23 protein-coding genes are annotated in these 22,482 nt (G+C 65.0%); 8 read left to right on the forward strand and 15 right to left on the reverse strand.

The features are described from left to right. Window positions 1-48: 48 nt before the first annotated feature. Window positions 49-807 carry an adenosylcobinamide-GDP ribazoletransferase gene (cobS, locus tag AACZ65_RS13910; RefSeq protein WP_339671812.1) on the reverse strand — a complete coding sequence of 253 codons (759 nt, stop codon included), beginning with the start codon at window positions 805-807 and terminating at the stop codon, window positions 49-51. 78 nt (window positions 808-885) lie between these two features. On the opposite strand from cobS, the gene cobT reads away from it, so the two are divergent. Then, the gene (gene cobT / locus AACZ65_RS13915; protein ID WP_339671814.1) at window positions 886-1,902 is read left to right on the forward strand and encodes a nicotinate-nucleotide--dimethylbenzimidazole phosphoribosyltransferase; all 1,017 of its coding nucleotides are present in this window, start codon (window positions 886-888) and stop codon (window positions 1,900-1,902) included. 77 nt (window positions 1,903-1,979) lie between these two features. Then, on the forward strand, window positions 1,980-3,644 hold the full coding sequence (locus AACZ65_RS13920; protein WP_339671816.1) for an iron ABC transporter permease: 1,665 nt from the start codon (window positions 1,980-1,982) through the stop codon (window positions 3,642-3,644). 191 nt (window positions 3,645-3,835) lie between these two features. Here the strand turns inward: AACZ65_RS13920 and AACZ65_RS13925 are convergent, their stop codons facing one another. Further along, window positions 3,836-4,441: a flavin reductase family protein gene (locus tag AACZ65_RS13925; protein WP_339671818.1), complete on the reverse strand. Its 606-nt coding sequence runs from the start codon at window positions 4,439-4,441 to the stop codon at window positions 3,836-3,838. A gap of 89 nt (window positions 4,442-4,530) precedes the next feature. On the opposite strand from AACZ65_RS13925, the gene AACZ65_RS13930 reads away from it, so the two are divergent. The 4 genes from AACZ65_RS13930 to AACZ65_RS13945 all read left to right on the forward strand — a co-directional run bounded on the left by AACZ65_RS13930 (window position 4,531) and on the right by AACZ65_RS13945 (window position 7,514). Further along, the gene (locus AACZ65_RS13930; protein WP_339671820.1) at window positions 4,531-5,016 is read left to right on the forward strand and encodes an N-acetyltransferase; all 486 of its coding nucleotides are present in this window, start codon (window positions 4,531-4,533) and stop codon (window positions 5,014-5,016) included. Between the two features lie 54 nt (window positions 5,017-5,070). Continuing rightward, the gene (locus tag AACZ65_RS13935; RefSeq protein WP_339671822.1) at window positions 5,071-5,841 is read left to right on the forward strand and encodes an EcsC family protein; all 771 of its coding nucleotides are present in this window, start codon (window positions 5,071-5,073) and stop codon (window positions 5,839-5,841) included. Window positions 5,842-5,950: 109 nt separating this feature from the next. Next, complete coding sequence (locus tag AACZ65_RS13940; protein WP_339671824.1) at window positions 5,951-6,325, forward strand: hypothetical protein; 375 nt, start codon at window positions 5,951-5,953, stop codon at window positions 6,323-6,325. Continuing rightward, window positions 6,318-7,514: a biotin/lipoyl-binding protein gene (locus AACZ65_RS13945; protein WP_339671826.1), complete on the forward strand. Its 1,197-nt coding sequence runs from the start codon at window positions 6,318-6,320 to the stop codon at window positions 7,512-7,514. Before AACZ65_RS13940 ends, AACZ65_RS13945 begins: the two co-directional genes overlap by 8 nt. A gap of 10 nt (window positions 7,515-7,524) precedes the next feature. On the opposite strand, the gene ptsP is transcribed toward AACZ65_RS13945, so the two are convergent. From ptsP to metF, 4 genes are all read right to left on the reverse strand, one after another. Continuing rightward, on the reverse strand, window positions 7,525-9,768 hold the full coding sequence (gene ptsP / locus AACZ65_RS13950) for a phosphoenolpyruvate--protein phosphotransferase (protein WP_339671828.1): 2,244 nt from the start codon (window positions 9,766-9,768) through the stop codon (window positions 7,525-7,527). A gap of 67 nt (window positions 9,769-9,835) precedes the next feature. Next, window positions 9,836-11,074 (reverse strand): aspartate kinase, encoded by a 1,239-nt coding sequence (locus AACZ65_RS13955; RefSeq protein ID WP_339671830.1) that lies wholly within the window; start codon window positions 11,072-11,074, stop codon window positions 9,836-9,838. 83 nt (window positions 11,075-11,157) lie between these two features. Then, a complete protein-coding gene (locus tag AACZ65_RS13960; RefSeq protein WP_339671832.1) occupies window positions 11,158-11,649 on the reverse strand; it encodes a PaaI family thioesterase in 492 nt (163 codons plus the stop codon). Between the two features lie 61 nt (window positions 11,650-11,710). After that, window positions 11,711-12,577, reverse strand: a complete 867-nt coding sequence (metF, locus tag AACZ65_RS13965) for a methylenetetrahydrofolate reductase [NAD(P)H] (RefSeq protein WP_339671834.1) — start codon at window positions 12,575-12,577, stop codon at window positions 11,711-11,713. 106 nt (window positions 12,578-12,683) lie between these two features. Here metF and AACZ65_RS13970 point away from each other — a divergent pair, with 106 nt between their 5' ends. Further along, window positions 12,684-13,604, forward strand: coding sequence for a LysR family transcriptional regulator (locus AACZ65_RS13970; protein ID WP_339671836.1), 921 nt, complete (start codon window positions 12,684-12,686; stop codon window positions 13,602-13,604). 3 nt (window positions 13,605-13,607) lie between these two features. Here the strand turns inward: AACZ65_RS13970 and AACZ65_RS13975 are convergent, their stop codons facing one another. From AACZ65_RS13975 to AACZ65_RS14000, 6 genes are all read right to left on the reverse strand, one after another. Next, entirely contained in the window at window positions 13,608-14,840 is a 1,233-nt protein-coding gene (locus tag AACZ65_RS13975) for a mandelate racemase/muconate lactonizing enzyme family protein (RefSeq protein ID WP_339671838.1), read from the reverse strand. A gap of 99 nt (window positions 14,841-14,939) precedes the next feature. Beyond that, a complete protein-coding gene (locus AACZ65_RS13980; RefSeq protein WP_339671840.1) occupies window positions 14,940-16,025 on the reverse strand; it encodes a zinc-binding dehydrogenase in 1,086 nt (361 codons plus the stop codon). 66 nt (window positions 16,026-16,091) lie between these two features. After that, window positions 16,092-16,892, reverse strand: a complete 801-nt coding sequence (gene pcaD / locus AACZ65_RS13985) for a 3-oxoadipate enol-lactonase (RefSeq protein WP_339671842.1) — start codon at window positions 16,890-16,892, stop codon at window positions 16,092-16,094. A 9-nt stretch (window positions 16,893-16,901) separates the two neighbouring features. Next, window positions 16,902-17,876 (reverse strand): threonine/serine dehydratase, encoded by a 975-nt coding sequence (locus AACZ65_RS13990; RefSeq protein ID WP_339671844.1) that lies wholly within the window; start codon window positions 17,874-17,876, stop codon window positions 16,902-16,904. After that, on the reverse strand, window positions 17,873-18,706 hold the full coding sequence (locus AACZ65_RS13995) for an alpha/beta hydrolase (protein ID WP_339671846.1): 834 nt from the start codon (window positions 18,704-18,706) through the stop codon (window positions 17,873-17,875). Before AACZ65_RS13995 ends, AACZ65_RS13990 begins: the two co-directional genes overlap by 4 nt. Next, on the reverse strand, window positions 18,706-19,392 hold the full coding sequence (locus AACZ65_RS14000) for a haloacid dehalogenase type II (protein ID WP_339671848.1): 687 nt from the start codon (window positions 19,390-19,392) through the stop codon (window positions 18,706-18,708). The genes AACZ65_RS13995 and AACZ65_RS14000 overlap by 1 nt, the downstream gene beginning before the upstream one ends. 202 nt (window positions 19,393-19,594) lie before the next feature. Between AACZ65_RS14000 and AACZ65_RS14005 the strand changes: the two genes are divergently transcribed. Beyond that, the gene (locus tag AACZ65_RS14005; RefSeq protein ID WP_339671850.1) at window positions 19,595-20,023 is read left to right on the forward strand and encodes a peptidylprolyl isomerase; all 429 of its coding nucleotides are present in this window, start codon (window positions 19,595-19,597) and stop codon (window positions 20,021-20,023) included. A 178-nt stretch (window positions 20,024-20,201) separates the two neighbouring features. Here the strand turns inward: AACZ65_RS14005 and AACZ65_RS14010 are convergent, their stop codons facing one another. The 3 genes from AACZ65_RS14010 to irrA form a co-directional block, all read right to left on the reverse strand. Then, complete coding sequence (locus tag AACZ65_RS14010; protein ID WP_339671852.1) at window positions 20,202-20,840, reverse strand: hypothetical protein; 639 nt, start codon at window positions 20,838-20,840, stop codon at window positions 20,202-20,204. Window positions 20,841-21,002: 162 nt separating this feature from the next. After that, the gene (locus AACZ65_RS14015; protein WP_339671891.1) at window positions 21,003-21,992 is read right to left on the reverse strand and encodes an NADPH:quinone reductase; all 990 of its coding nucleotides are present in this window, start codon (window positions 21,990-21,992) and stop codon (window positions 21,003-21,005) included. 11 nt (window positions 21,993-22,003) lie between these two features. Next, window positions 22,004-22,423: an iron response transcriptional regulator IrrA gene (gene irrA / locus AACZ65_RS14020; RefSeq protein ID WP_037273014.1), complete on the reverse strand. Its 420-nt coding sequence runs from the start codon at window positions 22,421-22,423 to the stop codon at window positions 22,004-22,006. Between the last annotated feature and the right edge of the window lie 59 nt (window positions 22,424-22,482).

Below are 22,482 nucleotides of genomic sequence, written 5' to 3' on the forward strand. Positions count from 1 at the left end.
CAAAGATCTGGAAAGGGCCGCGTCCGAGGACGCGGCTTTTTTCGTCAGTCAGGGCAAGAGGCTGACCAGCACCGCGATTTCCGCCAGTTGCTGCGTGGCCCCGAGGATGTCGCCGGTCTGCCCGCCGATCTTGGCACGGGCAATGAGGGCGATTGCACAGGTGACGATCCCAGCCGCAATGAGCGAGCTCAGCCCCGCCGCCCCGACAAGGCCGCAGGTCAGCGCCACCGCAATCGCCAGCCCCAAGAGGGCCGTAGTCCGCGGCGGACGGCCCTGCGCCTGCGATAGCCCATTGGCGCGGGCATGGGGCAGGGCGCACATGACCCCTGGCATCATCGCCCGCGACAGCAGAGCGGCGGCCAGAAGGGCGGTTGTCGCCATGGCCGGGCTGGCCTCATAGAGCAGCCAGAGCGCCACGCCGCGCGCGCCCAACGACAGGATAAGCGCGATCACGCCATAGCTGCCGATATGGCTGTCCTTCATGATCTCCAGCCGCCGCGCGCGCGTCCAGCCGCCCCAGAGACCGTCGGCGGTATCGGCCAGCCCGTCCTCGTGCATCGCGCCGCTCAGAATGATCGGAAGGGTCAGGGCAATCAGCGCCACAAGCGGCGTGGGCAGTCCCAGCGCCAAGGCCGCTATCCCGCCAAGGCCCGCAATCCCGCCCAGCACCAGCCCCGCCAGCGGATAGGCCCAGGCCGCACGTGCCCCCCGGTCGAACCGGTGAAGCGGCACCGGCAAACGGCTGAGCAGGCTCAGCGCAAGGGGCATATCCCCAAGCCGGATCAAGGCCTTGTCGTTTTCTGCCATGGGCGTGCCCTTTTTCGTCTGGGGCGGGGGCTCTGCCTGCGATACAGAATGGGGGCAGCACAATCAATGAGGCTTTGCATGGTGCCCGCCTTCTCTTCGCTCTCGGAATTCGGCGCACTCTTGCGCGGTGCACCCGGCCCGGATGCTGCCGCGACGCAGGCCGCGCAAGCACGCGATGTGCAGCTCACCAAACCCCCCGGCGCGCTGGGGCGGCTCGAGGAGCTGGCGCTCTGGTATTGCGGTTGGCGTGGCGATGCGCGGGCGCGTGTGACAGCCCCGCAAGTGATCGTCTTTGCGGGTAATCACGGGGTGGTGGCGCAGGGCGTGTCCGCCTTTCCCGCAGCCGTCACCGCGCAGATGGTCGCCAATTTCCGCGCAGGGGGTGCTGCGGTCAATCAATTGGCGGCGCAGGTCGGCGCGCGGATGGATGTGGTCGCGCTCGATCTCGAGCGGCCCACGGGCGACATCAGCCTCTCCGCGGCCATGTCCGAGACCGAGGTTGTCGCCGCGCTCAACAGCGGTTGGGCCGCGGTGGACCCTGCTTGCGATCTCTTGGTCGTGGGGGAAATGGGCATTGGCAACACCACGAGCGCAGCAGCGATTGCGCTGGCGCTCTACAGCGGGGAGGCCGTGGACTGGACCGGGCGCGGCACGGGGCTGGCAGACGCGGCCTTGGCGCATAAGGCGCAGATCGTGGCGCGGGCGGTCGCGGTCAACGCCGCCGACGGCGCGGGCGGGCTGGAGATCTTGCGCCGCTTGGGCGGGCGCGAACTGGCGGCGATGGCGGGGGCGATGGCGCGGGCGCGACAGTTGCGCATTCCGGTGGTTCTCGACGGCTTTATCTGCACCGCTGCCGCCGCCTGTCTGGAGGCGGACTTCGCCGGAGCGTTGGATCACGCGGTGGCGGGCCATGTCAGCGCCGAGCCGGGCCATGCGCGTCTGTTGCAGGAGCTGGGCAAGGTGCCGCTCTTGTCGCTGGGCCTGCGTCTGGGCGAAGGGTCGGGCGGGGCGCTGGCCATCGGCGTGGTGCAGGCGGCGCTCGCCTGTCATTCCGGCATGGCCACTTTTGCCGAGGCGGGCGTGTCGGGGGCGTGAGCGCCGCATCGGCTTGACCCGCCTGCCGCCCCGGAATACTGATAAAAACCGTCGGATTATGTCGGAGCATCAGCCCCATGAGCGAAACCCTATTGCACCGCCTTGCCTGGGTCGTGGTCGCGCTCTGCGTGGCGCCCATCCTCGCTGCGGCGCTTGCGGCCTTTGCGGGGGATTTACAGACTTGGCGCGAGGTGCTGTCCTCGGTCCTGCCGCGCTATACCGCAACGACGCTGACCTTGGTGGCGATCGTTGGTGTCAGCACGGCGGTGATCGGATCGGTCACGGCCTGGTTGGTGACGGTCTACCGCTTTCCCGGTGTGCGAGTGCTGGAGGTGGCGCTGGCGCTGCCGCTGGCCTTTCCGGCCTATGTCATGGCCTATGCCTATACGCACTTCCTGGATCATCCCGGCCCGGTGCAAACCGCCCTGCGTGCCGTTACCGGCTGGGGGCCGCGCGACTATTGGTTTCCAGAGGTGCGCAGCCTGGGCGGCGCGGCCTTGATGCTGACCATCGTGCTTTATCCATATGTCTACTTGCTGGCGCGCGCCTCGTTCCGGCAGCAATCGGGCAATGCGTTCCTTGTGGCGCGCACGCTTGGCCGTTCGCCGATGCAGGCCTTCTGGCGCGTGGCCCTGCCGATGGCGCGCCCGGCGATTGCGGGCGGCGCGCTGCTCGCGATCATGGAGACCATCGCCGATTTCGGCACGGTGGCGTTTTTCAATGTCCAGACCTTTGCCACCGGCATCTATCAGGCGTGGTTCAGCCTGGGCGACCGGGCAGCGGCGGCGCAACTGGCGCTCTGCCTGCTCAGTTTCGCGCTGCTCTTGGCGGGGCTGGAGCGGGCAAGCCGGGGGCGGTCGCGCACCGCCGGACGCGGCGCGCGGTTCGAGACGATGGAACGCCCCGAATTGCGCGGTGCGGCGGGCTGGGGGGCCTTTGCCCTCTGTTTCCTGCCGGTGCTGCTGGGGTTCATCATCCCGGTGATCATGCTGGGGGAAATGGCCATCGGCTCGGGTCAGAATATCCTCTCGGCGCGCTATCTTGGGTTCATGTCGAATTCGCTGCTCTTGGCCAGTGTGGCGGCGGTGCTGACCGTGGCGGGGGCGATCCTTGTGGGGTTTCGCGCGCGCACCCGTCCGGGGCGCAGCGCCCGCTGGCTGGTGATGGGGGCGGGTCTGGGCTATGCGGTGCCCGGCGGCGTGATTGCGGTGGGCCTCATGGTGCCGATGGCGGGGCTCGACAATGCCATTGACGCCTTCATGCAAGAGACATTCGGCATCCGCACCGGGCTTTTGATCACCGGATCAATCTGGCTCATGATCATGGCCTATGTGGTGCGGTTCATGGCGGCGGCGCTCAATGCCTATGACAGTGGCATGGCGACGGTGCCGGGACATCTCGATGCGATTGGCCGATCTCTGGGTCAGCCGGGGCCCAAGCTGTTGACACGGGTGCATCTGCCGGTGGCGCGCACTTCGGTTCTCACGGCCCTGTTGATCGTCTTTGTCGATGTGATGAAGGAATTGCCCGCCACGCTGATCCTGCATCCCTTTGATTTTCAGACGCTGGCGGTGCAGGCGCATCGCCTGGCCGCAGACGAGCGGCTGTCAGAAGCGGCAGTGCCCTCGCTGGTGCTGGTGGGCTTTGGCCTCATTCCGGTGCTGATCCTCTGCCGCACGCTGGGCCGCGAGAGCATGGGGCGGCGCGCGGCCAAGCTTGGCACAGCGATTTCGGCGGGGTGAGGGGGGATTGGCCTCAGTCATCCCCCGCGCGGAATCAAGCCCGAAGGGCGCCGCGCGGATCGCTGGGCCGTCCCGCGGCCTAGCGATTTTGAGAGTGAGCGCCAGACCGTGAGGTCATGTGGACTTGGCAGGCATAAAGTGGCAACCGCATCCGGTGTTTCGCTAGACCCCGGCCCAGCGGTCCGCGCGGCTCATTCCCCCGGTCGCTTCAGGCTGAAGGTCTCGCGGATCACGGAATAATCCTGATACCCGAGCCGCGTCAGCGGATTGAACCGCGTCACGTCGAACCGACCCTCGACCATGCAGTCATCGCGCATATGCACGCCCGTGACCTCGCCAAAGACCACGAAATTCGCCTCACCCGGTAATTGCACGATCTGCGTCAGCTTGCATTCCAGACTGGCCGGGCTTGCCGCCACGCGGGAACACGCGATGGTTTCGCAGGTCGCCTTTTCCAACCCCGCATCGGTGAATTCATCCACCTCACGCCCCCATGCGCCAGAGGTCTGGTTCATCGCGTCGCGCAACGCTTCGCTGACGATATTGACGCAAAAGACGCCTGTCTCGCGGATATTGGCGACGCTGTCCTTGGTGTCGCCGCGATCCGGCTTGGCGCTGGTCGAGGCGAACATCACCTGTGGCGGCACATAGGCCACCGCGTTGAAGAACGAATAAGGGGCCAGATTGTCCTGCCCATCGGCCCCACGGGTCGAAATCCAGCCGATCGGGCGCGGTGTCACGATGGCATTGAACGGGTTACGCGGCAGGCCATGGCCCTCTTCGGGTCGGTAAAACATCCGCTTCTCCTTGGTCATCGGGTTTGTGCCTGTCGTAACGTCGTGCTAGGCGCATGGCCAGTCGATTTTTGGCAAGGGCAACGCGCGGCATGTTCACCCTCGAGACGGAGCAACCCGTTGATTACTGGGAGGTTGAGGCCCTCTATGACCTGTGTTTCGCGCCGGGGCGCGAGGCGCTGTCGTCCTACCGGCTGCGCGACGATGTGCCGCCCGTGCGCGATCTGTGCCGCGTCGTGCGTGATGGTGCGGGCATTCTGGCGGGGGCGATCCGCTATTGGCCCGTTCGGATCGGCCCGGCGCGGGCGCTCTTGCTGGGGCCGGTGGCGGTGCATCCCACCCATCAAGGCGAGGGACTGGGCGCGCTGCTGATGCGCGACAGTCTGGAGCGCGCGGCAGCGCTGGGCTGGGAGCGGGTGATCCTCGTGGGCGATGCGCCCTATTACAGCCGCTTTGGTTTCACCAAGCTGGAGGCCGTGGAAATGCCGCCCCCCACCAACCCCGAGCGCGTTCTGGGGCTGGAATTGCGCCACGGCGCATGGAAGGATGTGGCCGGTAAAGTGGGGCGTGACGCTTGAATTCATGCGCCGCTGTGGCCAGTTCAATCGGGACAACAAGGGTGAGGCACGCGAATGGAGCTTTTGGGCCGACCGATTGACGAGGCCGAGACCGAGCGGCGCTTGCGCGCGCTGGTGGCGCGCAACGCGCAGGCGGGCAATGGCGTGATCGACCTGCTCAACCTCGTGGGCGGCCGGGCCGAGGGGCTGCTCGACCGTCTGCCGCCTGCCTTGCGCGCGCGGCTCAACGAGACCACCGAAGAGGCGCTGCGCCGGGCGGCCGAAATGGCGCATCGCTCGCGCGGGGTGGTGGGCGATCAACCCGGATGGATGGCCCGTGCGCTGACTACCTCGATGGGGGCGATGGGCGGCATGGGCGGCCTGCCCACGGCGCTGGCTGAATTGCCGATCACGGTTACCGTGCTCTTGCGCGCAATTCAGGATGTCGCGGCGGAACATGGGTTTGATCCGTCCGAGCCGGGCGTGCGATTCGATTCGGTGCAGGTGTTTGGCGCGGCAGGGCCGCTTGAGCGTGACGATGGGGCCAATCTGGGCTTTCTGGGCAGCCGGATGACGGTTACAGGTCCCGCGCTGAATGCACTGATCGCGCGAGTGGCTCCGCGTCTGGCGGCGGTCATGGGGCAAAAGCTTGCGGCGCAGACAGTGCCAATTCTGGGGGCCGCAGCGGGGGCGGCGACCAATTATGCCTATACCCGCTATTATCAGGATATGGCGCAGGTGCATTTCGGGCTGCGGCGGCTGGCCATCGACTCGGGCCGCGACCACGCGGCGCTGATCGCCGAGTTTCGCGCCCGGGCCGAAGACGCGCAGGGGCGCGTCACCTGATCCAGGCCCTGCCGCGCGGACCCAAATAAGGGCAGCCCCGCCGATAATTTTCTTGATATTGTGAGCGCAGCCCATAGGCTGAATCCATTGGTCACTATGGATTTCAGCAATGGCAACGACAGGGGAACATGGCGCGGCACTGCCCAGTTGGTTCGCGACACCGGGCGAAGGTGACACGTTGGCTTGGGTCTCGCTTGCGCTAGTGATTGCCGTTATCTACGGGCTGGTCACGCTCTACGCGGCCTTTGATCGCTGGGCAGAGCAACAATCGCACGGCACGCCACTGGCCAAGACGATCCCTACCATGCTGACAATCGCCCTGCTCTACGAGATTTTTCCGCTCGGGCATTTCAACATTCTCTTGCCGATCAGCGCCATTCTGATTGCGCTCATGGCAGATTGGTCGCGGTTCAACCTGCGCGGCCTGGGCCAAGACGAGCCCCACGAAGAGACCTCCAAAACAGGCGAGGGCGACCGTGCTTGAGCTTCTTCTGACGTCTTTCCCGGTCATCATCCGCTATTTCCAGCTCAAACGCCGGGGTGAGGCGATGAACGTCTGGAACATGCGCACGGCAGTCCTGATCTGGGCAGTGCTGGCGTTTCTGCTGTTCCTCGTCATCTTCTATTTCCACCCCAAATCCTATTCGGGCATCGTTCCCTTTCGCACCATTTCCGTGGTGGCTCAGGCCAGTGGGCCGGTGACAGAGCTGAACGTGCGGAATGGTCAGAGGGTCGAGGCGGGCGATCTGCTGTTCCGGGTCGATGACCGCAGCCAACGCGCCAGCCTCGAGCAGGCAGAGGCGGAATTCGCCAAGATCAAGGCCGCCGAGAGCAAGGCCGCCGAGACGCTCAAGGTGGCGCAGGCCTCGGTGGTCGAGGCTGAGGCGTCGCTTGAAAAGCTCAAGGTCGATCTGGAGAATGCACTGACGCTGGTCACGCGCAATGTGGGCACGCGCGATGCGGTGCGCCAACTGGAATCCTCGGTTGCCATTGCCGAAGCCGGGGTTGCGGCGGCAGAGGCACAGGTGGCACTGGCCGAGACCGATATTTCCGAAACCCTTCCGGCGCAGCGCCGTGCGGCCGAGGCCGCATTACACAGCGCAGAGGCCGCCTTGGCGCAGACCGAAGTCCATAGTTACACGGGTGGCGTGATCACTCAGCTCGCGCTGAGCGTGGGCAGCCCCGCGTCGACCCTGATCCTCAGCCCGGCAATGGTGATCATCCCGGATCGCGACGAGGGGGTGCCAGTGCGGACGGTAGCGGGTTTCGCGCAGGCAGCGAACAACACGATCTATCCCGGCATGCCCGCCGAGATTGCCTGTGACAGCAACCTCAGCCTGTCCTTTCACAACGCGGTCCTGCCTGCGCGGGTGGTCTCGGTCCAGCCAGCGATTTCCACGGGGCAGATCGTGCCCGGTGGCCGCCTCATGGACCCGGCGGAAATGCTGCGGCGCGGTTCGATCCTCGTCTATCTGGAACTGGTCCATCCCGAACATGAAAAGATCATGCTCGATGGCAGCGGCTGCATGGTGCAGACCTATACCACCAATCTGCCCGGCTTTTTCGGCCATGTCATCGCGGCCACCGGGGTGGTCAAGGCAGCGGGGCTGCGCATCAAGGTCTGGGGATCGCTGGTGTCGGGCGTGGGCCTTGCCGGGGGTGGGGGCCACTGAGGCAAACACCTCACATCTGTTCGCGCAGATAGTCCATCACCGCCGGGCGCACGGTCTGCGCGCCGCCTGCGCGCTCGGCATGGATCACATCCCGCAATCCCCCCAAATCAATCCGTCGCAACAGGCTTTTGACCGGACCGATCGAGGCGGGGCGCATCGACAGCGTGCGAAATCCGATGGCGGCCAGACAGGCGGCCTCGATCGGGCGTCCCGCATCCTCGCCACAAAAGCTCAGCGGTGTGCCCAGCGTTGCGCAGCGATAGACGATGCCTTCGAGAAAATTGAGAAAACTGAGGTTGAGCGTGTCATAGCGGCGGCGCACGCGCTCGTTCTCGCGGTCGGCGGCAAAAAAGAACTGCTTGAGGTCGTTACCCCCCACCGAGATGAAATCCACCTCGGAATAAAAGGTATCCGGCGCAAAGGCCAGCGACGGGGTTTCCAGCATCGCGCCCACTTCGATCTGTTCGGGGATCGGATGGCCCAGAATACGCTCGCGCTCCAGTGCCTTGTCCATTTCGGCGCGGGCGGCGGTGAATTCGTCGCGTTGCGCTACAAACGGGAACATGATGGTCAGGGGGCGCCCCTTGGCCGCGCGAATGAGCGCCTGAAGCTGCATCCGCATGACGCCCGGCTTGTCCAGCCCCACCCGGATCGCCCGCCAGCCCATCGCAGGGTTGGGTTCGTCATTGGGCTTCATATAGGGCAGCACCTTGTCCGAGCCGATGTCGAGCGTGCGAAACACCACGCGCTGCTCCCCCGCGGCATCCATCACCCGCGCGTAGAGTTCTGACAATTCGGCCCGTTTGGGCATGTGGTTGCGGATCAGGAACTGCAATTCTGTGCGGAAAAGGCCAACGCCCTCGGCGCCCGACCCGACAAGGCTGGGCAGGTCGGCCATGAGGCCCGCATTCATCTTGAGCTTTATCCGCTGACCACACAGCGTTTCGGCAGGCTTGTCGCGGATCGAGGCATAGCGCTGCTGCGCTTCGGCCTGCATCGCCATCTTGTCGCGAAAGGCCGATACCACGGTATCGTCGGGCCGTAGATGGACAATCCCCTGATCGCCATCAACAAGGATCGGATCGCCATTCAGCGCCTCGGTGGTGATGCGATTGGCATGGATCACCAGCGGAATCGCCAGCGCCCGCGCGACAATCGCGGCATGAGAGCCGACCGATCCCTCTTCCAGCACGATCCCCTTGAGGCTGCGGCCATAATCGAGCAACTCCGCCGGGCCGATGTTGCGGGCGATGAGAATGGGATCGGGGGGCATGTCGGCGCCGGTCTCGTTGCCCTGTCCGGTCAGGATGCGCAACAGCCGGTTCGAGAGGTCGTCGAGATCGTGCAGACGCTCACGCAGATAGGCATCGGTCACTTGGGTCATGCGGGCGCGGGCGGCGGATTGTTCCTTTTCGACGGCGGCCTCTGCCGAGAGACCACTGTCGATATTGGCCTCCATCCGGCGCATCCAGCCTTTGGAATTGGCAAACATGCGATAGGCTTCGAGGATCTCCATCTGATCCTTGTCGCCACCCTTGGCGGAGCTCAGCATCCGGTCCACGCCCACGCGCAGCGTCTCGACCGCCTCATTCAGCCGCGCCAGCTCGCGCACCGGATCGTCGGCGATGGGATTGGTGACAACCACGCGCGGCTCGTGCAGCCAAACGCGGCCCTGCGCCGTGCCCTCTTGTGCGCTGGTGCCGCGAAACAGCACCGCTTGCTGGTGGCGCGCCGACATGGCCGCCCCTTCGCCCACGAAGGCACCCAGTTCGGCCATTTCCGCCAGAACCATGGCGACCACCTCGACCGCATAGATCTCCTCTTCCGAAAAGAGCCGCGCCTGTTTCGATTGCACGACCAGAACGCCCAGTTTCTCGCCAAGCCGCTGGACCGGCACGCCCAGAAAGGACGAATAGGCCTCTTCGCCGGTTTCCGGCATGTAGCGAAACCCGGGTTCTGCCGGGGCATTGTCGGTGTTGATCACCTCGCCGGTGCGCGCCACACGGCCCACCAGACCCTCGCCCATGCGCATCCGGGTCTGGTGCACGGCCTCGGCCTTCAGACCCTCGGTCGCGCAAAGTTCCAGCGTATCCTCATCGCGGAAGAGATAGATCGAACACACTTCGATCCGCATTTCCTCGGCAATGAGGCGCGTGATCTGGTCAAGCCGCGTCTGCCCGCCCGCATCCTCGGCCATGATGGCGCGCAGACGGCCCAGCATCTGGCGGCTGTCGGTCTTGAAATGCTCGGTCATAGGCGGCGGTCCCCCGGGGCGGATTCAGGGATTGGCCAGACCCGGCAGGGATAAAATTGGGGCCGGGTCAGGCCGCTTTGTCCAACTCGAAGGCATCATGCAGCGCCTGCACCGCGAGTTCCATGTATTTCCGGTCGATCAGCACGGAAATCTTTATCTCGGAGGTTGCAATCACCTTGATGTTGATTCCTTCATCGCTGAGCGTCTTGAACATCTTGGCGGCAACGCCCGATTGGCTGCGCATGCCGATGCCCACCGCAGACACCTTGGCCACATTGGTATCGGCGACAAGGTCGTGATAGTTGATGTCGCCGCGTTCCTTGGCCTCGCGCAGCGCCTTTTCGGCGCGTATGACCTGATCCGTCGGACAGGAAAAGGTCATGTCGGTGCGCCCCTCTTCGGCGATATTCTGGATGATCATATCGACATTGACCCCCGCCTCGGACAGGGGTCCAAAGATGGCGGCGGCGATGCCGGGACGGTCCGCCACCGAGATAAGCGTCATTTTCGCCTCGTCTCGGGAATAGGCGATGCCGCTGACAACCTGTGATTCCATGATTTCCTCCTCGGCGCAGACCAGTGTGCCGGCTTCATCAGATGGTTCCTCGAAACTGCTGAGCACGCGCAGTTTCACATTATAGCGCATCGCCAGTTCCACGGAACGGGTTTGCAGCACCTTGGCCCCCAGCGAGGCCAGTTCCAGCATTTCCTCGAAGGCGATCTTTTCGAGCTTGCGCGCCTTGGAGGTGATGCGTGGGTCGGTGGTATAGACCCCGTCCACATCGGTGTAGATGTCGCAGCGCTCTGCGTCAAAGGCTGCGGCAAAGGCCACGGCGGTGGTATCCGATCCGCCCCGGCCCAGCGTGGTGATCCGCCCCTCGGGGCTGATGCCCTGAAACCCGGCGACAACGGCCACGCGCATGCCTTGGGCAAAGCGGCCATTGATGTTGTCGGTCGGAATCTCCTCGATCCGGGCGGCGGAATGCGCGGAATTGGTCTTGAGCGGCACCTGCCAGCCCTGCCAACTGCGCGCCGGGATGTCCATTTCCTGCAACGTGAGCGCCATCAGGCCCGCCGTCACATTCTCGCCTGCGCTGACCACGGCGTCATATTCGCGCGCGTCATGCAGCGGCGAAATCTCGTTCACCCAGCCCACCAGTTCGTTGGTCTTGCCCGACATGGCCGAGACGATGACGATGACGTCATAGCCCTTGGCCACTTCCAAACCCACGCGCTTGGCGGCGCGGCGGATGCGGTCGATATTGGCGACCGATGTGCCGCCGAATTTCATCACGAGAACGGGCATGGGTGCAGTCCTGAGCCGATGTATCGGGCGCGGTTTACGCGCGGGCAAGGCGCTGTGCAAGGGGGTGCTGTGCGGGCGGGCGCCTATGCGCTGTCCGGGCGCATCACCAGGCAGGTGGTCGTGCCCGTGGCATAAAGCCGCCCATCGGTGTGCCCGCGCAATTCCCCCCGCGCGACGGCGGTCGAGCGCCCCTTGTGCTCGAGCGTGCCAATGGCCCGCACCGGCACGTCAAGCGGCAGGGCGCGGATGATATTCACCTTGTATTCGAGGGTCGTGTAGGTCTCGCCGCGCTCGAGTGCCGTCATCACCGCACAGCCCATGCAACTGTCGAGGATCGCCCCGTACCAGCCACCATGCACGCCGCGCATGGGGTTAGTCACGTCAAACTGCGCGGCCCCTTCGAACACCACATGCCCGTGCATGGCCTCGACGGCTGAAAACCCCAGCGTGGCTCCGATCGGGGGGCCGGGCAGGCGGCCTGCGATCATGTCTTGGATGAAGTCTAGGCCGGACCGCGCCAAGACCGCCGCCAGATCCGGCAACTCTTCCAGCGATGTGGCGTGATGTGACGGCATGTCGGCCCCTCCTGTCCCTGCTCCTTTCAGGGTAGGCGGGGCCGACGCGGGCGGCAAGCGTTCAGGCGACGTCTCGCAGCGTCACCTTGGGTGTCACGCCCAGCGCGTGACAGACGTCGCGGGTCAATTCGGGGCGATTGAGCGTGTAGAAATGCAGGTCTTCGACCCCACCCTCTAGCAGGTCGCTGCACAGTTCCGTGCAGAGCGCGGTTGCCAAAAGGTCATGCCGGTTGTCGCGGATGGCCTTGTCAAACGCCTCATCCAGCCATGCCGGAACCTGCGTGCCGCAGGAGAGAGCGAATTTGCGCGCCCCGACCCAGTTTTCAATCGGCAGGATGCCCGGAATGATCGGCGCATTGATCCCCGCTGCCGCGCAGGCGTCGCGGAACCGAAAGAATGTCTCGGCCTCAAAGAAAAACTGCGTGATCGCCTCGGACGCGCCTGCGTCAATCTTGCGCTTGAGCCAGTCTATGTCGGCCTTCTGATCCGCAGCCTCGGGGTGCTTTTCAGGGTAGGCGCCAACGCGGATTGTGAACTTGCCGGTGTCGGCCAAGGCCGAAATCAGCTCGCAGCTATTGGCGAAGCCTTGCGGGTGCGGCACAAACCCGTTCGCGCCCTTGGGCGGGTCGCCGCGCAGGGCGACAATCTCGGACACGCCTGCTGCCGCGAATTGCTCGGCAATCTCCAGCGTCTCGGCGCGGCTGGCATCGACGCAGGTCAGATGCGCCGCCACATTCAGGCCCGTGGCCTTGTGCAGCGTCCCCACCGCCTCGCGGGTCAATTCACGGGTGGTGCCGCCTGCGCCATAGGTCACAGAGACAAAGCGCGGATCGAGCGGGGCAAGCGTGTGGATCGTCTCCCAAAGGCGAAACGAGGCCTCCAAGGTCTTGGGCGGGAAGAATTCAAAAGAGATACGCGGCGTTTTCATCTGGGGGTCATCCTGTGCAGGCGTGCTATCTGTTGTCCCCTTGTTGCAGGCGCAGCAATGTGAGACAACTTCATTAAATTCATGGTTTGAATGAGGTTCGCTAATAATGCACATCGAGTTCCGGCACCTGAAAACTATCCGGGCCATCCATCAGGCAGGAGGGCTGGCACGGGCGGCGGACATGCTGCATATCACCCAATCGGCCCTCAGCCACCAGATCAAGGGGCTCGAGGATCAGACCGGTGTCGAGCTTTTTGTGAGGCGTTCCAAGCCCTTGCGCCTTTCGGCTGCCGGTCAGCGCCTGTTGCGGCTGGCGGAAAAAATCCTGCCCGAGATCGAGGCGCTGGAAGCTGAATTCGACGGGCTACGCGAAGGCAGCGCCGGACGGCTGCATATCGCCATTGAATGTCATGCCTGTTTCGAATGGCTCTTTCCCGTGCTGGAACGCTTTCGCAAGACCTGGGGCGAGGTCGATGTCGATATTCGCCCCGGTCTGGCCTTTGACGCGCTGCCCGCGCTGCAAAAGGAAGAGGTCGATCTCGTGGTCTCGTCCGACCCCGAGGATCTGCCGGGAATCAGCTTCAAGCCGCTCTTTGATTACGAGCCGGTCTTTGTCGCCTCGAGCCAGCATCCTCTGGCGCAGAAACCCTATGTCGAGGCGGCGGATTTCCGCGACGAGGTGCTGATCACCTATCCGGTGGACCGCTCGCGGCTGGATGTCTTTACCGAATTGCTGACCCCCGCCAAGGTGGAACCCAAAAGCATCCGACAGGTCGAACTGACGGCGGTGATCCTGCTGCTCGTCGCCTCCAATCGCGGTGTCGCCGTACTGCCCGATTGGGTGGTGCGCGAGGTCAAGACCAGCACAGATTATGTCACCCGCCCGCTCACCGCGACAGGCAAGACCAAACGCCTCTATGCCGCGATTCGCGACGATGACGCAGACAAGCCTTATATGGCCTATCTGCTCAAACTCGCCCGCGAAATCCCGGTGCGCCTGCAACGTGGCGATAAGGTGGGGGGCTGAGCGTCAGCCCTCTTCGTGTGGCGCCCCTCCGGCAAACGCGTTGCCATTTGTATAATCGCAAGGCGCCTCCTGCATTTCCAGATGCAGGCCGGTGCCGCGATAGGGGTTGGCGCGTGCGAGATCCTCATCCACTTCGATCCCAAGACCGGGGGCCTCGGGCGGGGTGATATAGCCGCCCTCAACCCGGATGCTGCCCTTGATCAGCGCATCGTGGAACGGGGTTTCGATGCTCTCGCACATCAGGATATTGGGGATTGAGGCGGCAAAATGCACGTTTGCCGCCCATTCCACCGGCCCGGCATAGAGATGCGGGGCCATCTGCGCATTATAGACCTCGGCCATGGCGGCGACTTTCTTCATCTCCCAGATGCCGCCCGCGCGGCCCAGTGCCGGTTGCAGAATCGCCGCCGCGCCTTCGCGCAGCACAGGGGCAAATTCGGCCTTGGTGGTCAGCCGCTCGCCGGTGGCCACAGGGATGCGCACCGCGCGCGCCACCTGCGCCATCGCGCCCACATTATCGGGCGGCACCGGCTCTTCGTACCAGAGCGGCGAATAGGGCTCGAGCGCCTGGCCCAGACGGATTGCGCCCGCCGTGGTGAACTGCCCATGGGTGCCAAAGAGCAGATCGGCCTTGTCGCCCACCGCCGCGCGGATCTTGCGGCAGAACTCGACCGAGAGCGATATGTCCGTCATCGCGGGCATATGGCCGCCGCGCAGGGTGTAGGGGCCTGCGGGGTCGAACTTGACCGCCGTATAGCCGCGCGCCACGCAGTCCGCCGCACTCTCGGCCGCCATATCGGCCGAGGTCCAGAACGGCGTGATCGGATGATGGGGCAGGGGATAGAGATATGTATAGGCGCGGATGCGCGGGTTCATCTTGCCCCCCAAGAGCGCCCAGACAGGCCGCCCCCGCGCCTTGCCTAAGACGTCCCAGCACGCGATTTCCAGCCCGGAGAACGCCCCGATGACCGTCAGGTCCGGGCGCTGCGTGAAGCCGGACGAATAGGCGCGGCGGAACATCAGTTCGATATTCTCGGGGTTCTCGCCCTCCATATGGCGGGCGAACACATCCTCGATCACCGCGCGCATGGCGTCCGGCCCGACGCTCGCGGCATAGCATTCCCCCCAGCCGGTGATCCCGTCATCGGTGGTCAGCTTGACGAGGATCCAATAGCGCCCGCCCCAGCCGGGGGCGGGTGGTGAGGTCACGATAATATCGAGGTCTTTAAGCTTCATGATCAGGTCCTGTCAGCCGTGGTCGGCGGTGGCGGGCGAGGAGAGCGCGGGGGGCTCTGCCCCCCGACCCCCGAGTATTTCAGGCCAGATGAAGGCCGGTCATTCGAATACGATCACATTGCGCCGGGCGTGTCCGGATTTGGTGTCTTCGATGGCGGCGTTGATCTGGTCAAACCGCCACCGCCGCGAAATCAACTCGTCGAGCTTGAGCCGCCCCTGGGCATAAAGATCGACCATCCACGGGATGTCACGGCGGATCACCGCCTCGCCCATTTTGGAGCCGATCATGGATTGCCCCATGGCGGCAAAACTCGCGGCCTCATAGCTCGAGGCGTGGCCGCTGTGGGGCATGCCGACCATGATCACCCGGCCCCCGTTAGCCAGATAGCGCGGCGCCAGATCATAGGCCTTGGCCGCGCCCACGGTCACAAGCACCACATCGGCCCCGCGCCCCATCGCCGCCTTGGCGCTGCGCCACGGCTTTTCTTCACTTGCCAAAACGCCATCGGTTGCGCCGAATTCACGGGCGGCGGCCAGTTTGTCCTCGGTCATGTCCACCGCCACGATGCGTCGTGCGCCTGCGATGCGCGCGCCCTGAATGGCGTTGAGCCCGACACCGCCCGCGCCGATCACAACCACGTCCTGCCCAGCGCGCAACTGCGCCGCATTGATCACGGCCCCCACGCCGGTGATCACGCCGCAGGCCAGAAGGCTGGCCGCCGCCATGTCGATCCCTTGCGGAATCTTCACGATCTGGCTGTGATGCACCACCACGGATGAGGCAAAGGCCCCGCAGGCCATGGCCTGATGCAGCGCGCCGCCCGACAGGGTCGAAAGCGGGCCATTGCCGTCGTCCTGCGGTGTCTCGCAGCCCGTGGGGCGGCCTGTCGCACAGGGCGCGCAATGCCCGCAGGCGCGGATCAGCGTGACGACCACCGGATCGCCCGGCACAAAGCCGCTGACGCCCGCGCCTACGGCGCTGACCCGCCCTGCGGCCTCATGGCCATAGACCGCGGGCAGCGCGCCGCCCCAGCCGCCCATCGCATAGGAAATATCCGAATGACAGATCGCCACGGCCTTGATCTCGACCTGCACCTCACCCGCCTCGGGGGCGCGCAGATGCACCTCTTCGATCACGAGGGGCGCGCCAAACTCATGGCAAACGGCGGCTTTTATGGTCTGCATGGGGCCTCCCTTCCGATGCTATGCGCAGGTGATCCGAATTCGCGCGCCACCGCAAGCGGGTTTCTGTCAGGCTTGGCCGATATGCCCGGTGGCGTGCAGGAAGTCCGACAGCAGCCGCGCATAGTCCGCAGGCTGATCCACGGGCGGCACATGCCCTGTCCGGCGCATCAGCGCGAATTGCGAGCCGGGGATCAGGTCCACTGTCTCGCGCACAAGATCCGGCGGGGTCGAGCCATCCTCGGCGCCAGCAATGCCCAGCGTCGGAATACGCAGGCCCGAGGTGGGCGTGTAGAAATCCGTGCCGGAAATCGCGGCGGCACAACCGGCATAGCCCTCCGGGTCGTGCTGGCAGAGCCGCTCGAACCACGGCAGGTGCTTGTTTTCCTTGAGATAGCTGCGCGTGAACCAGCGCTCGCACGATCCGCGCGCCAGCTCTACCATGCCACCCGCACGGCGCGCCATGGCGATCCGTTCGGCCCAGAGCTTGGGCGTGCCGATCTTGGCCCCGGTGTTGGACAGCACCAGCGCGCGAATGAGGTCCGGGCGCTTCACCGCCAGACCCTGCGCGACCATGCCGCCAATCGAGAGGCCGACGAACATCGCCTCCTTGACCTGCAAGTGATCCATCAGCCGCTCGGCATCGCGGATGAGCGCGCCCATGGCATAGGGCGCGGGCGGGGTCGAGGATTGCCCATGCCCACGCGCATCATAGCGGATGATCCGCAGGCCGGCGGGCAAGAGCGGCACCACGGCATCCCAGAGAAACGTGCCGGTGCCCAGCGCATGCGCAAAGACAAGGGGCGCGCCCTCGGGGTCGCCCTCGTCGAGGTAATGCAGGGTCACATCGTCCAGTTCGAGAAATGCCATTGTCCCCCCTCAGGCAAATCGGGTGAGCGCCGACTGGAACACATCGGCATCCACATTGCCGCCCGAAATGGTGACGAACACGGCATCCCCTTCGATCTCGTCACGGCGAAAGAGCGCCGCCGCCAGCGCCACGGCACCGCCCGGTTCTGCCACCAGCTTGAGCCGGGAAAAGGCCAGCGCCACGGCACGCAGCGCCTCATCCTCGCTCACGACAAGCCCCGGGCCACAGAGCCGCTTCATGATCGGAAAGGTGATCGCCCCCGGTTGCGGTGTCACGATGGCATCGCAGAGACTGCCCGAGGTGCGCGCGTTGCGCATCACCTGCCCCGATGCCAGCGAGCGGGTCACATCGTCGAACTCCTCCGGCTCGCAGGGGCGCGCGCGCAGACCCGGCGCATCGGCCTCAAGGGCAAGGGCGATGCCCGAGGTCAGCCCACCGCCGCCGCAACAGACCAGCACATCGGCGCGGGTGATGCCCATGGCCGCCGCATCCTCGGCAATCTCAAGACCGACAGAGCCTTGGCCTGCGATCACCTCCGGCTCGTCATAGGGTTTGATCAGCGTCAGACCGCGCTCGGCGCTCAGGCCTGCGCCGATGGCGTCGCGATCCTCGGTGGCGCGGTCATAGAGCACCACCTCTGCCCCCAGGGCGCGGGTGTTGTCGATCTTCATGCGTGGTGCGTCTGCCGGCATGATGATCACGCTGGGCACCCCGAATTGCCGCGCCGCCAGAGCCACGCCCTGCGCATGGTTGCCAGAGGAAAAGGCGATCACGCCTCGCGCGCGGGTGCCCTCATCGAGTGCCGAAACGGCCGCGCGCGCGCCGCGATACTTGAAGCTGCCTGTGTGCTGCAGGCACTCTGGTTTGACGAACACACGCCGTCCGGCGATCTCGTCGAGAAAGGGCGAGGACAAGAGCGGCGTGCGCCTTGCATGGCCCGCCAGACGGGCGGCGGCGGCGCGGATCATTGTGATGTCGGTCATTTTATCTGGTCCAAGAGGGCGTGAATTGCGGCAAGCGCGTGAGGTTCATCGAGAAAAGGCACATGGCCCCGGTCGGGCACGGTGGCGGTGATCAGGCTCGCGTGACGCTCTTGCATCTTGGCGAAGGTTTCAAGGCTCAGGAGGTCGGAATTCGCCCCCCGGATCGCGGCGGTGGGAATATCCTTGAGCGCGTCGTAAAGCGGCCAGAGGTCAACCGCCTCACCCGCGCCCGCTTGGCCCACCAGCGCATCGCGGAGCCGCGCATCATAGCGCAGGCCAAGGCCTCCGCCCGGTTTCTCGTGGAACATGAATTCTGCCTGTTGCCGCCAGCGATCCAGCGACACACCGGGAAATCCTGCGGCATGGACATGGGCAAGCGCGGCGGCGCAACTGTCCAGATCGGGCTGCGCCGGCTCATTGCCCACGTAATCCATGATCCGTTCGATCCCGATGGGGGCCACCTCTGGCCCGATGTCATTGAGCACGACACCGCTCAGGCGCGCGGGGTGCCCATAGGCCAGCGCCATGCCGATCAGCCCCCCGCGCGACGTGCCGATCAGCGTGATACGCTCCAGGCCCAGGTGATCAATCAGTTCTATTGCATCCTGTCCTTCGCGCAGGATGTTATAGGACATGAAATCGGGCGCATGATCCGATTGCCCGCGCCCGCGATAATCCATGCAGATCACGCGATGCCCCGCCAGATGGGGCAAGACAAAGCTGAAATCGGCGCTGTTGCGTGTCAGCCCGGCCAGGCAGAGGATCGGCGCGCCGGCGCCCTCATCGGTGAAATACAGCGACAGACCATCGGACGTGGTAAACCGCGCCATCAGCCGCGCACCAGATCGGGAATGCCGGTCAGGTCGCGCAGCTGCCGGTGCGGTGTCGCGGGCAGGCGGTCCACCGGATCGCCCGCGCGGTTGACCCATGCGGTCGTGAACCCATAGCCCGACGCGGCAGACGCATCCCAGCCATTCGACGAGACAAAGAGCACTTCGTTCGGCGCACAGCCAAACCGCTGCCCCACCAGATCGTAGACCACGCGCGCAGGCTTGAAGATGCCCACGCTCTCGACCGACAGCACATCGTCGAGCAGATCGCCAATCCCCGCCGATTTCACCGCCCCCTGCAACATATCCGGTGATCCATTCGACAGGATCGCGGTATTCATCCCCGCCGCTTTCAGGGCGCGCAGCATGGCGGGCACCTCCGCGTAGGCCTCCAGCTCCCAATAGAGCTGCAGGAGGTGGTCGCGCAGGTCGGTATCGTCTTGCAACCCCTCCGATTCCAGCGCCCAATCCAGCCCGTCCTGTGTCACTTGCCAGAACCCGGTATGCTGGCCCATCACAGCGCGCAGCCAGGTGTATTGCAACTGTTTCAGTCGCCATTTTTCCGCAATCGCGGGCCAATGCCGGGCAAAGACCTCGCGGCCCGGTTCCGTCGCGGCATTGCGCGCGGCGGCGGCCACGTCAAAGAGCGTGCCATAGGCATCGAAAATGCAGGTGGTAATCGGCATGGTATCCCCCTCGATGGTTGCGCGCAGACTGTCACGGATTTGCAGGAAAAGGGAAGGGCCCGGCGCACACGGGCGCGTGAGCGGCAGGCTTTGGTTTGCAAATCCGGATCGGGTTGCCTAAATTGCCCCTCAGTCGCATCAAGCACCCGCGCAATTCTGCGTGGCCTTGCAAACCCATCCCCCCCAACAGATTGGAAATCCCATGACGCAGGTCAAACCGGGCGATACCGTCCGTATTCACTACACCGGCACGCTGGCCGATGGTGCCACCTTTGATTCGAGCGCGGGCCGCGATCCGCTCGAATTCACCGTGGGCTCAGGCCAGATCATCCCCGGCCTCGATGCCGCGATCCCCGGCATGGTCGTGGGTGACAAGAAGACGGTAGAGGTGCCCGCCGACATGGCCTATGGCCAGCCTGATCCTAACGCCCGTCAGGCCGTGCCGCGCGCGGACATTCCGGCGGAAATCCCGCTTGATCCGGGCACACAGTTGCAGATGCAGACGCCGCAGGGTCAGGTTCTGCCGGTGACGGTGGCCGAAGTGTCCGACACCGAGGTCGTGCTCGACGCCAACCACCCGCTCGCGGGCAAGGACCTGACCTTTGCCATCGAACTGGTGGCCATCGCCTGATCGGCCACATCCCAAGGGGCGCGACCGGCGTTTTCTCGGGTGCGTTACGATCAATGGGAAATACACCCGTCCCGGGCCTGACCCGGGACCGCGCCGCAGCAGTGTGGAGGCCCCGGCTCGAAGGCCGGGGCGACGTGAACCCGCCTCGACGCACCTCTGATCCCGGGTGCCCCTGCGGTTATTTCATCAGGTTCTTGACATCCACCAACCCGATGCCGGGGCTGTAGACATAGCGCAACTCCTTGGTCTTGCGCCCCGACTGGTTCCGCTCGGTCCAGATATATTCCATCGAACCGGAATGCCCCTTGTGGGTAAAGGCCGCTTTCGTCACCGTGAGTGTCACCTGATAGCGCGTCGCCTTGCCGCCCGAATGTTCCGACATGGTGTAGCTGCGGGATATCCCGCTCCGCCATGGGCCAACCGGGAAAAAGGCGTCGTCGGTAAAATACCTGTCAGCCGCACCGGGCCGCCTGTCGAGCACCCGCGCCAGCGCCGTGCCGTCCCGGCGCAGCGTGTAATAGCTGGTCTTGGTGCCGGATTGCTCCCATTTCGTGCGCACATAGACCGTCATGCTCTGGCCTGTCACCGGATGGGTCCAGGTGAGCGGCCCCGCGATCCGGCGCACCCCGACGGTCCGGTCTACTCGATCCCCGAATTTCGCGCCGGGCACCCCCGCCCAGAGCCCGAACCCAAGCTGTGCCACCGCCCCCGGCGTCTGGATCACCGGCATATCCGGGACGCATCCGGTCGCCGCCGTCAGCGCGCCTCCGGCGAGGGACGCAACAAAGAGGCGCCTGTTGAGTGCTGGTGTCGTCATGACCCGTTCCCTTTCGTCATTCAATGAGCGTGTTGATGATCTCGTGATCAGAAAACGCAGCACCCCGGAGAATATTCCGAGGCGCCGAAAAAATTTCGGTCAACTGTTTGATGTGAATTGTAAATACCAGAGCAGCCCGTGGTGCTCGCCGATCCGGGGCGCTCAGCCGATTTCGAGCAGCACCGCGCCCGCGCGTCCCGGTGTCATCACCGCCTCATGGGCGCTGGCACAGTCCGCCAGCGGCAGGCGCATCGCAATCTCCGGGCGCAGCGTGCCCGCCTCAAGGGCGGCATGCAGCCGGGCAATCGCCGCCTCGCGCGCGGGCCATGGCAGGATATAGATCAGCGTGATGTCGATCTTGAGCGCCTTGAACAGATAGGGGCCAAAGGGCAGCGTCGGGGCCATGTCCTTGCCCGAGCCATAGGCGGCGATGGTGCCGTTGGGGGCCATCACCTCGGCCAGCAAAGCGGCGTTCTGGCCGAATTCCACCTCGATGGCGCGGGCAACACCGCGCCCAGCCGTCGCCGCCATGATCTGTGCCGCGAGATCGGGATCGGCGTAATCGAACACATGGCGCGCGCCCGCCGCGCGCACCCGCTCCATCGCCGGGGCTGAGCAGGTTGCGATCACCTCTGCCCCGGCGGCATGGGCCAATTGCACGGCATTATGCCCGACCGCCCCCGCGCCCCCCGAGATCAGGAGTGTCTGCCCCGCCACATCGCCGCCGCCAAACACCGTTTGCGCCGCGGTCAGCCCCGGAATCCCGAGCGTGGCCCCCACGTCAAACGACACGCCCTCTGGCAAAGGCACGGCTTGCTCTGCGGGCAGGGCGATGAATTCGGCGGCGGTGCCGTGGCTGCGCTGCCACTGGCCATTCCAGACCCAGACGCGCTGACCGATGCGGCCCGGATTGACGCCTGCGCCCACCGCCGCGATCACGCCGGCCCCGTCCGAATGCGGGATGATTCGCGGATAGGCGGGTTTCGTGACGCCGGGCCGGTTGCCCGCCCGCGCCTTGGCATCCGATGGGTTGACCCCCGAGACATGCAGTCGCACCAGAACCTCTCCCGCCGATGGGGCAGGGGTGTCAACGTCGCTCAATTCCAGAACATCGCCGGGCGCGCCAAAGCGCGTGTAGCTGACAGCGCGCATGCTGCGCGGGATCACTTGGTGCGGCGCAGGCGGATCACCACATCCACCGAGGTGATCTCGGCCCCGTCCGGGGCCTTGGGCAGGCGCGCGATTTCCAACTCGGCAGCCGGGGCGTCGCTCAGCCGGTTCTCGTCTTCCCAGTAGAAATGCGGATGATCGACCGTGTTGGTGTCAAAATAGCTCTTCGAGCCATCCACCGTCACTTCTTGCAAGAGCCCCGCATCGCAAAACGCGCGCAACGTGTTGTAGACGGTGGCCAAGGACACCGCCTCATCGCTGTTCTGCGCATCGGCATAGAGGCTCTCGGCGGTCACGTGGCGGTGTTTGCCATCGCCGATCAGCAGCGTGGCCAGCGTCATGCGCTGCCGCGTGGGCCTCAATCCTGCATCAGAAAGCCATTTTCCGGCAATCGTTCCGGCCTCAGTGGGCATCGTGGCATTGGCTGTCATCGTGTCGTTCATCCCGTGTTTCCATCAATATAGGGCCTGCA

This window comes from uncultured Roseovarius sp., from assembly GCF_963972555.1.
In the GTDB taxonomy this organism is placed as follows: Bacteria; Pseudomonadota; Alphaproteobacteria; order Rhodobacterales; family Rhodobacteraceae; genus Roseovarius; species Roseovarius mucosus.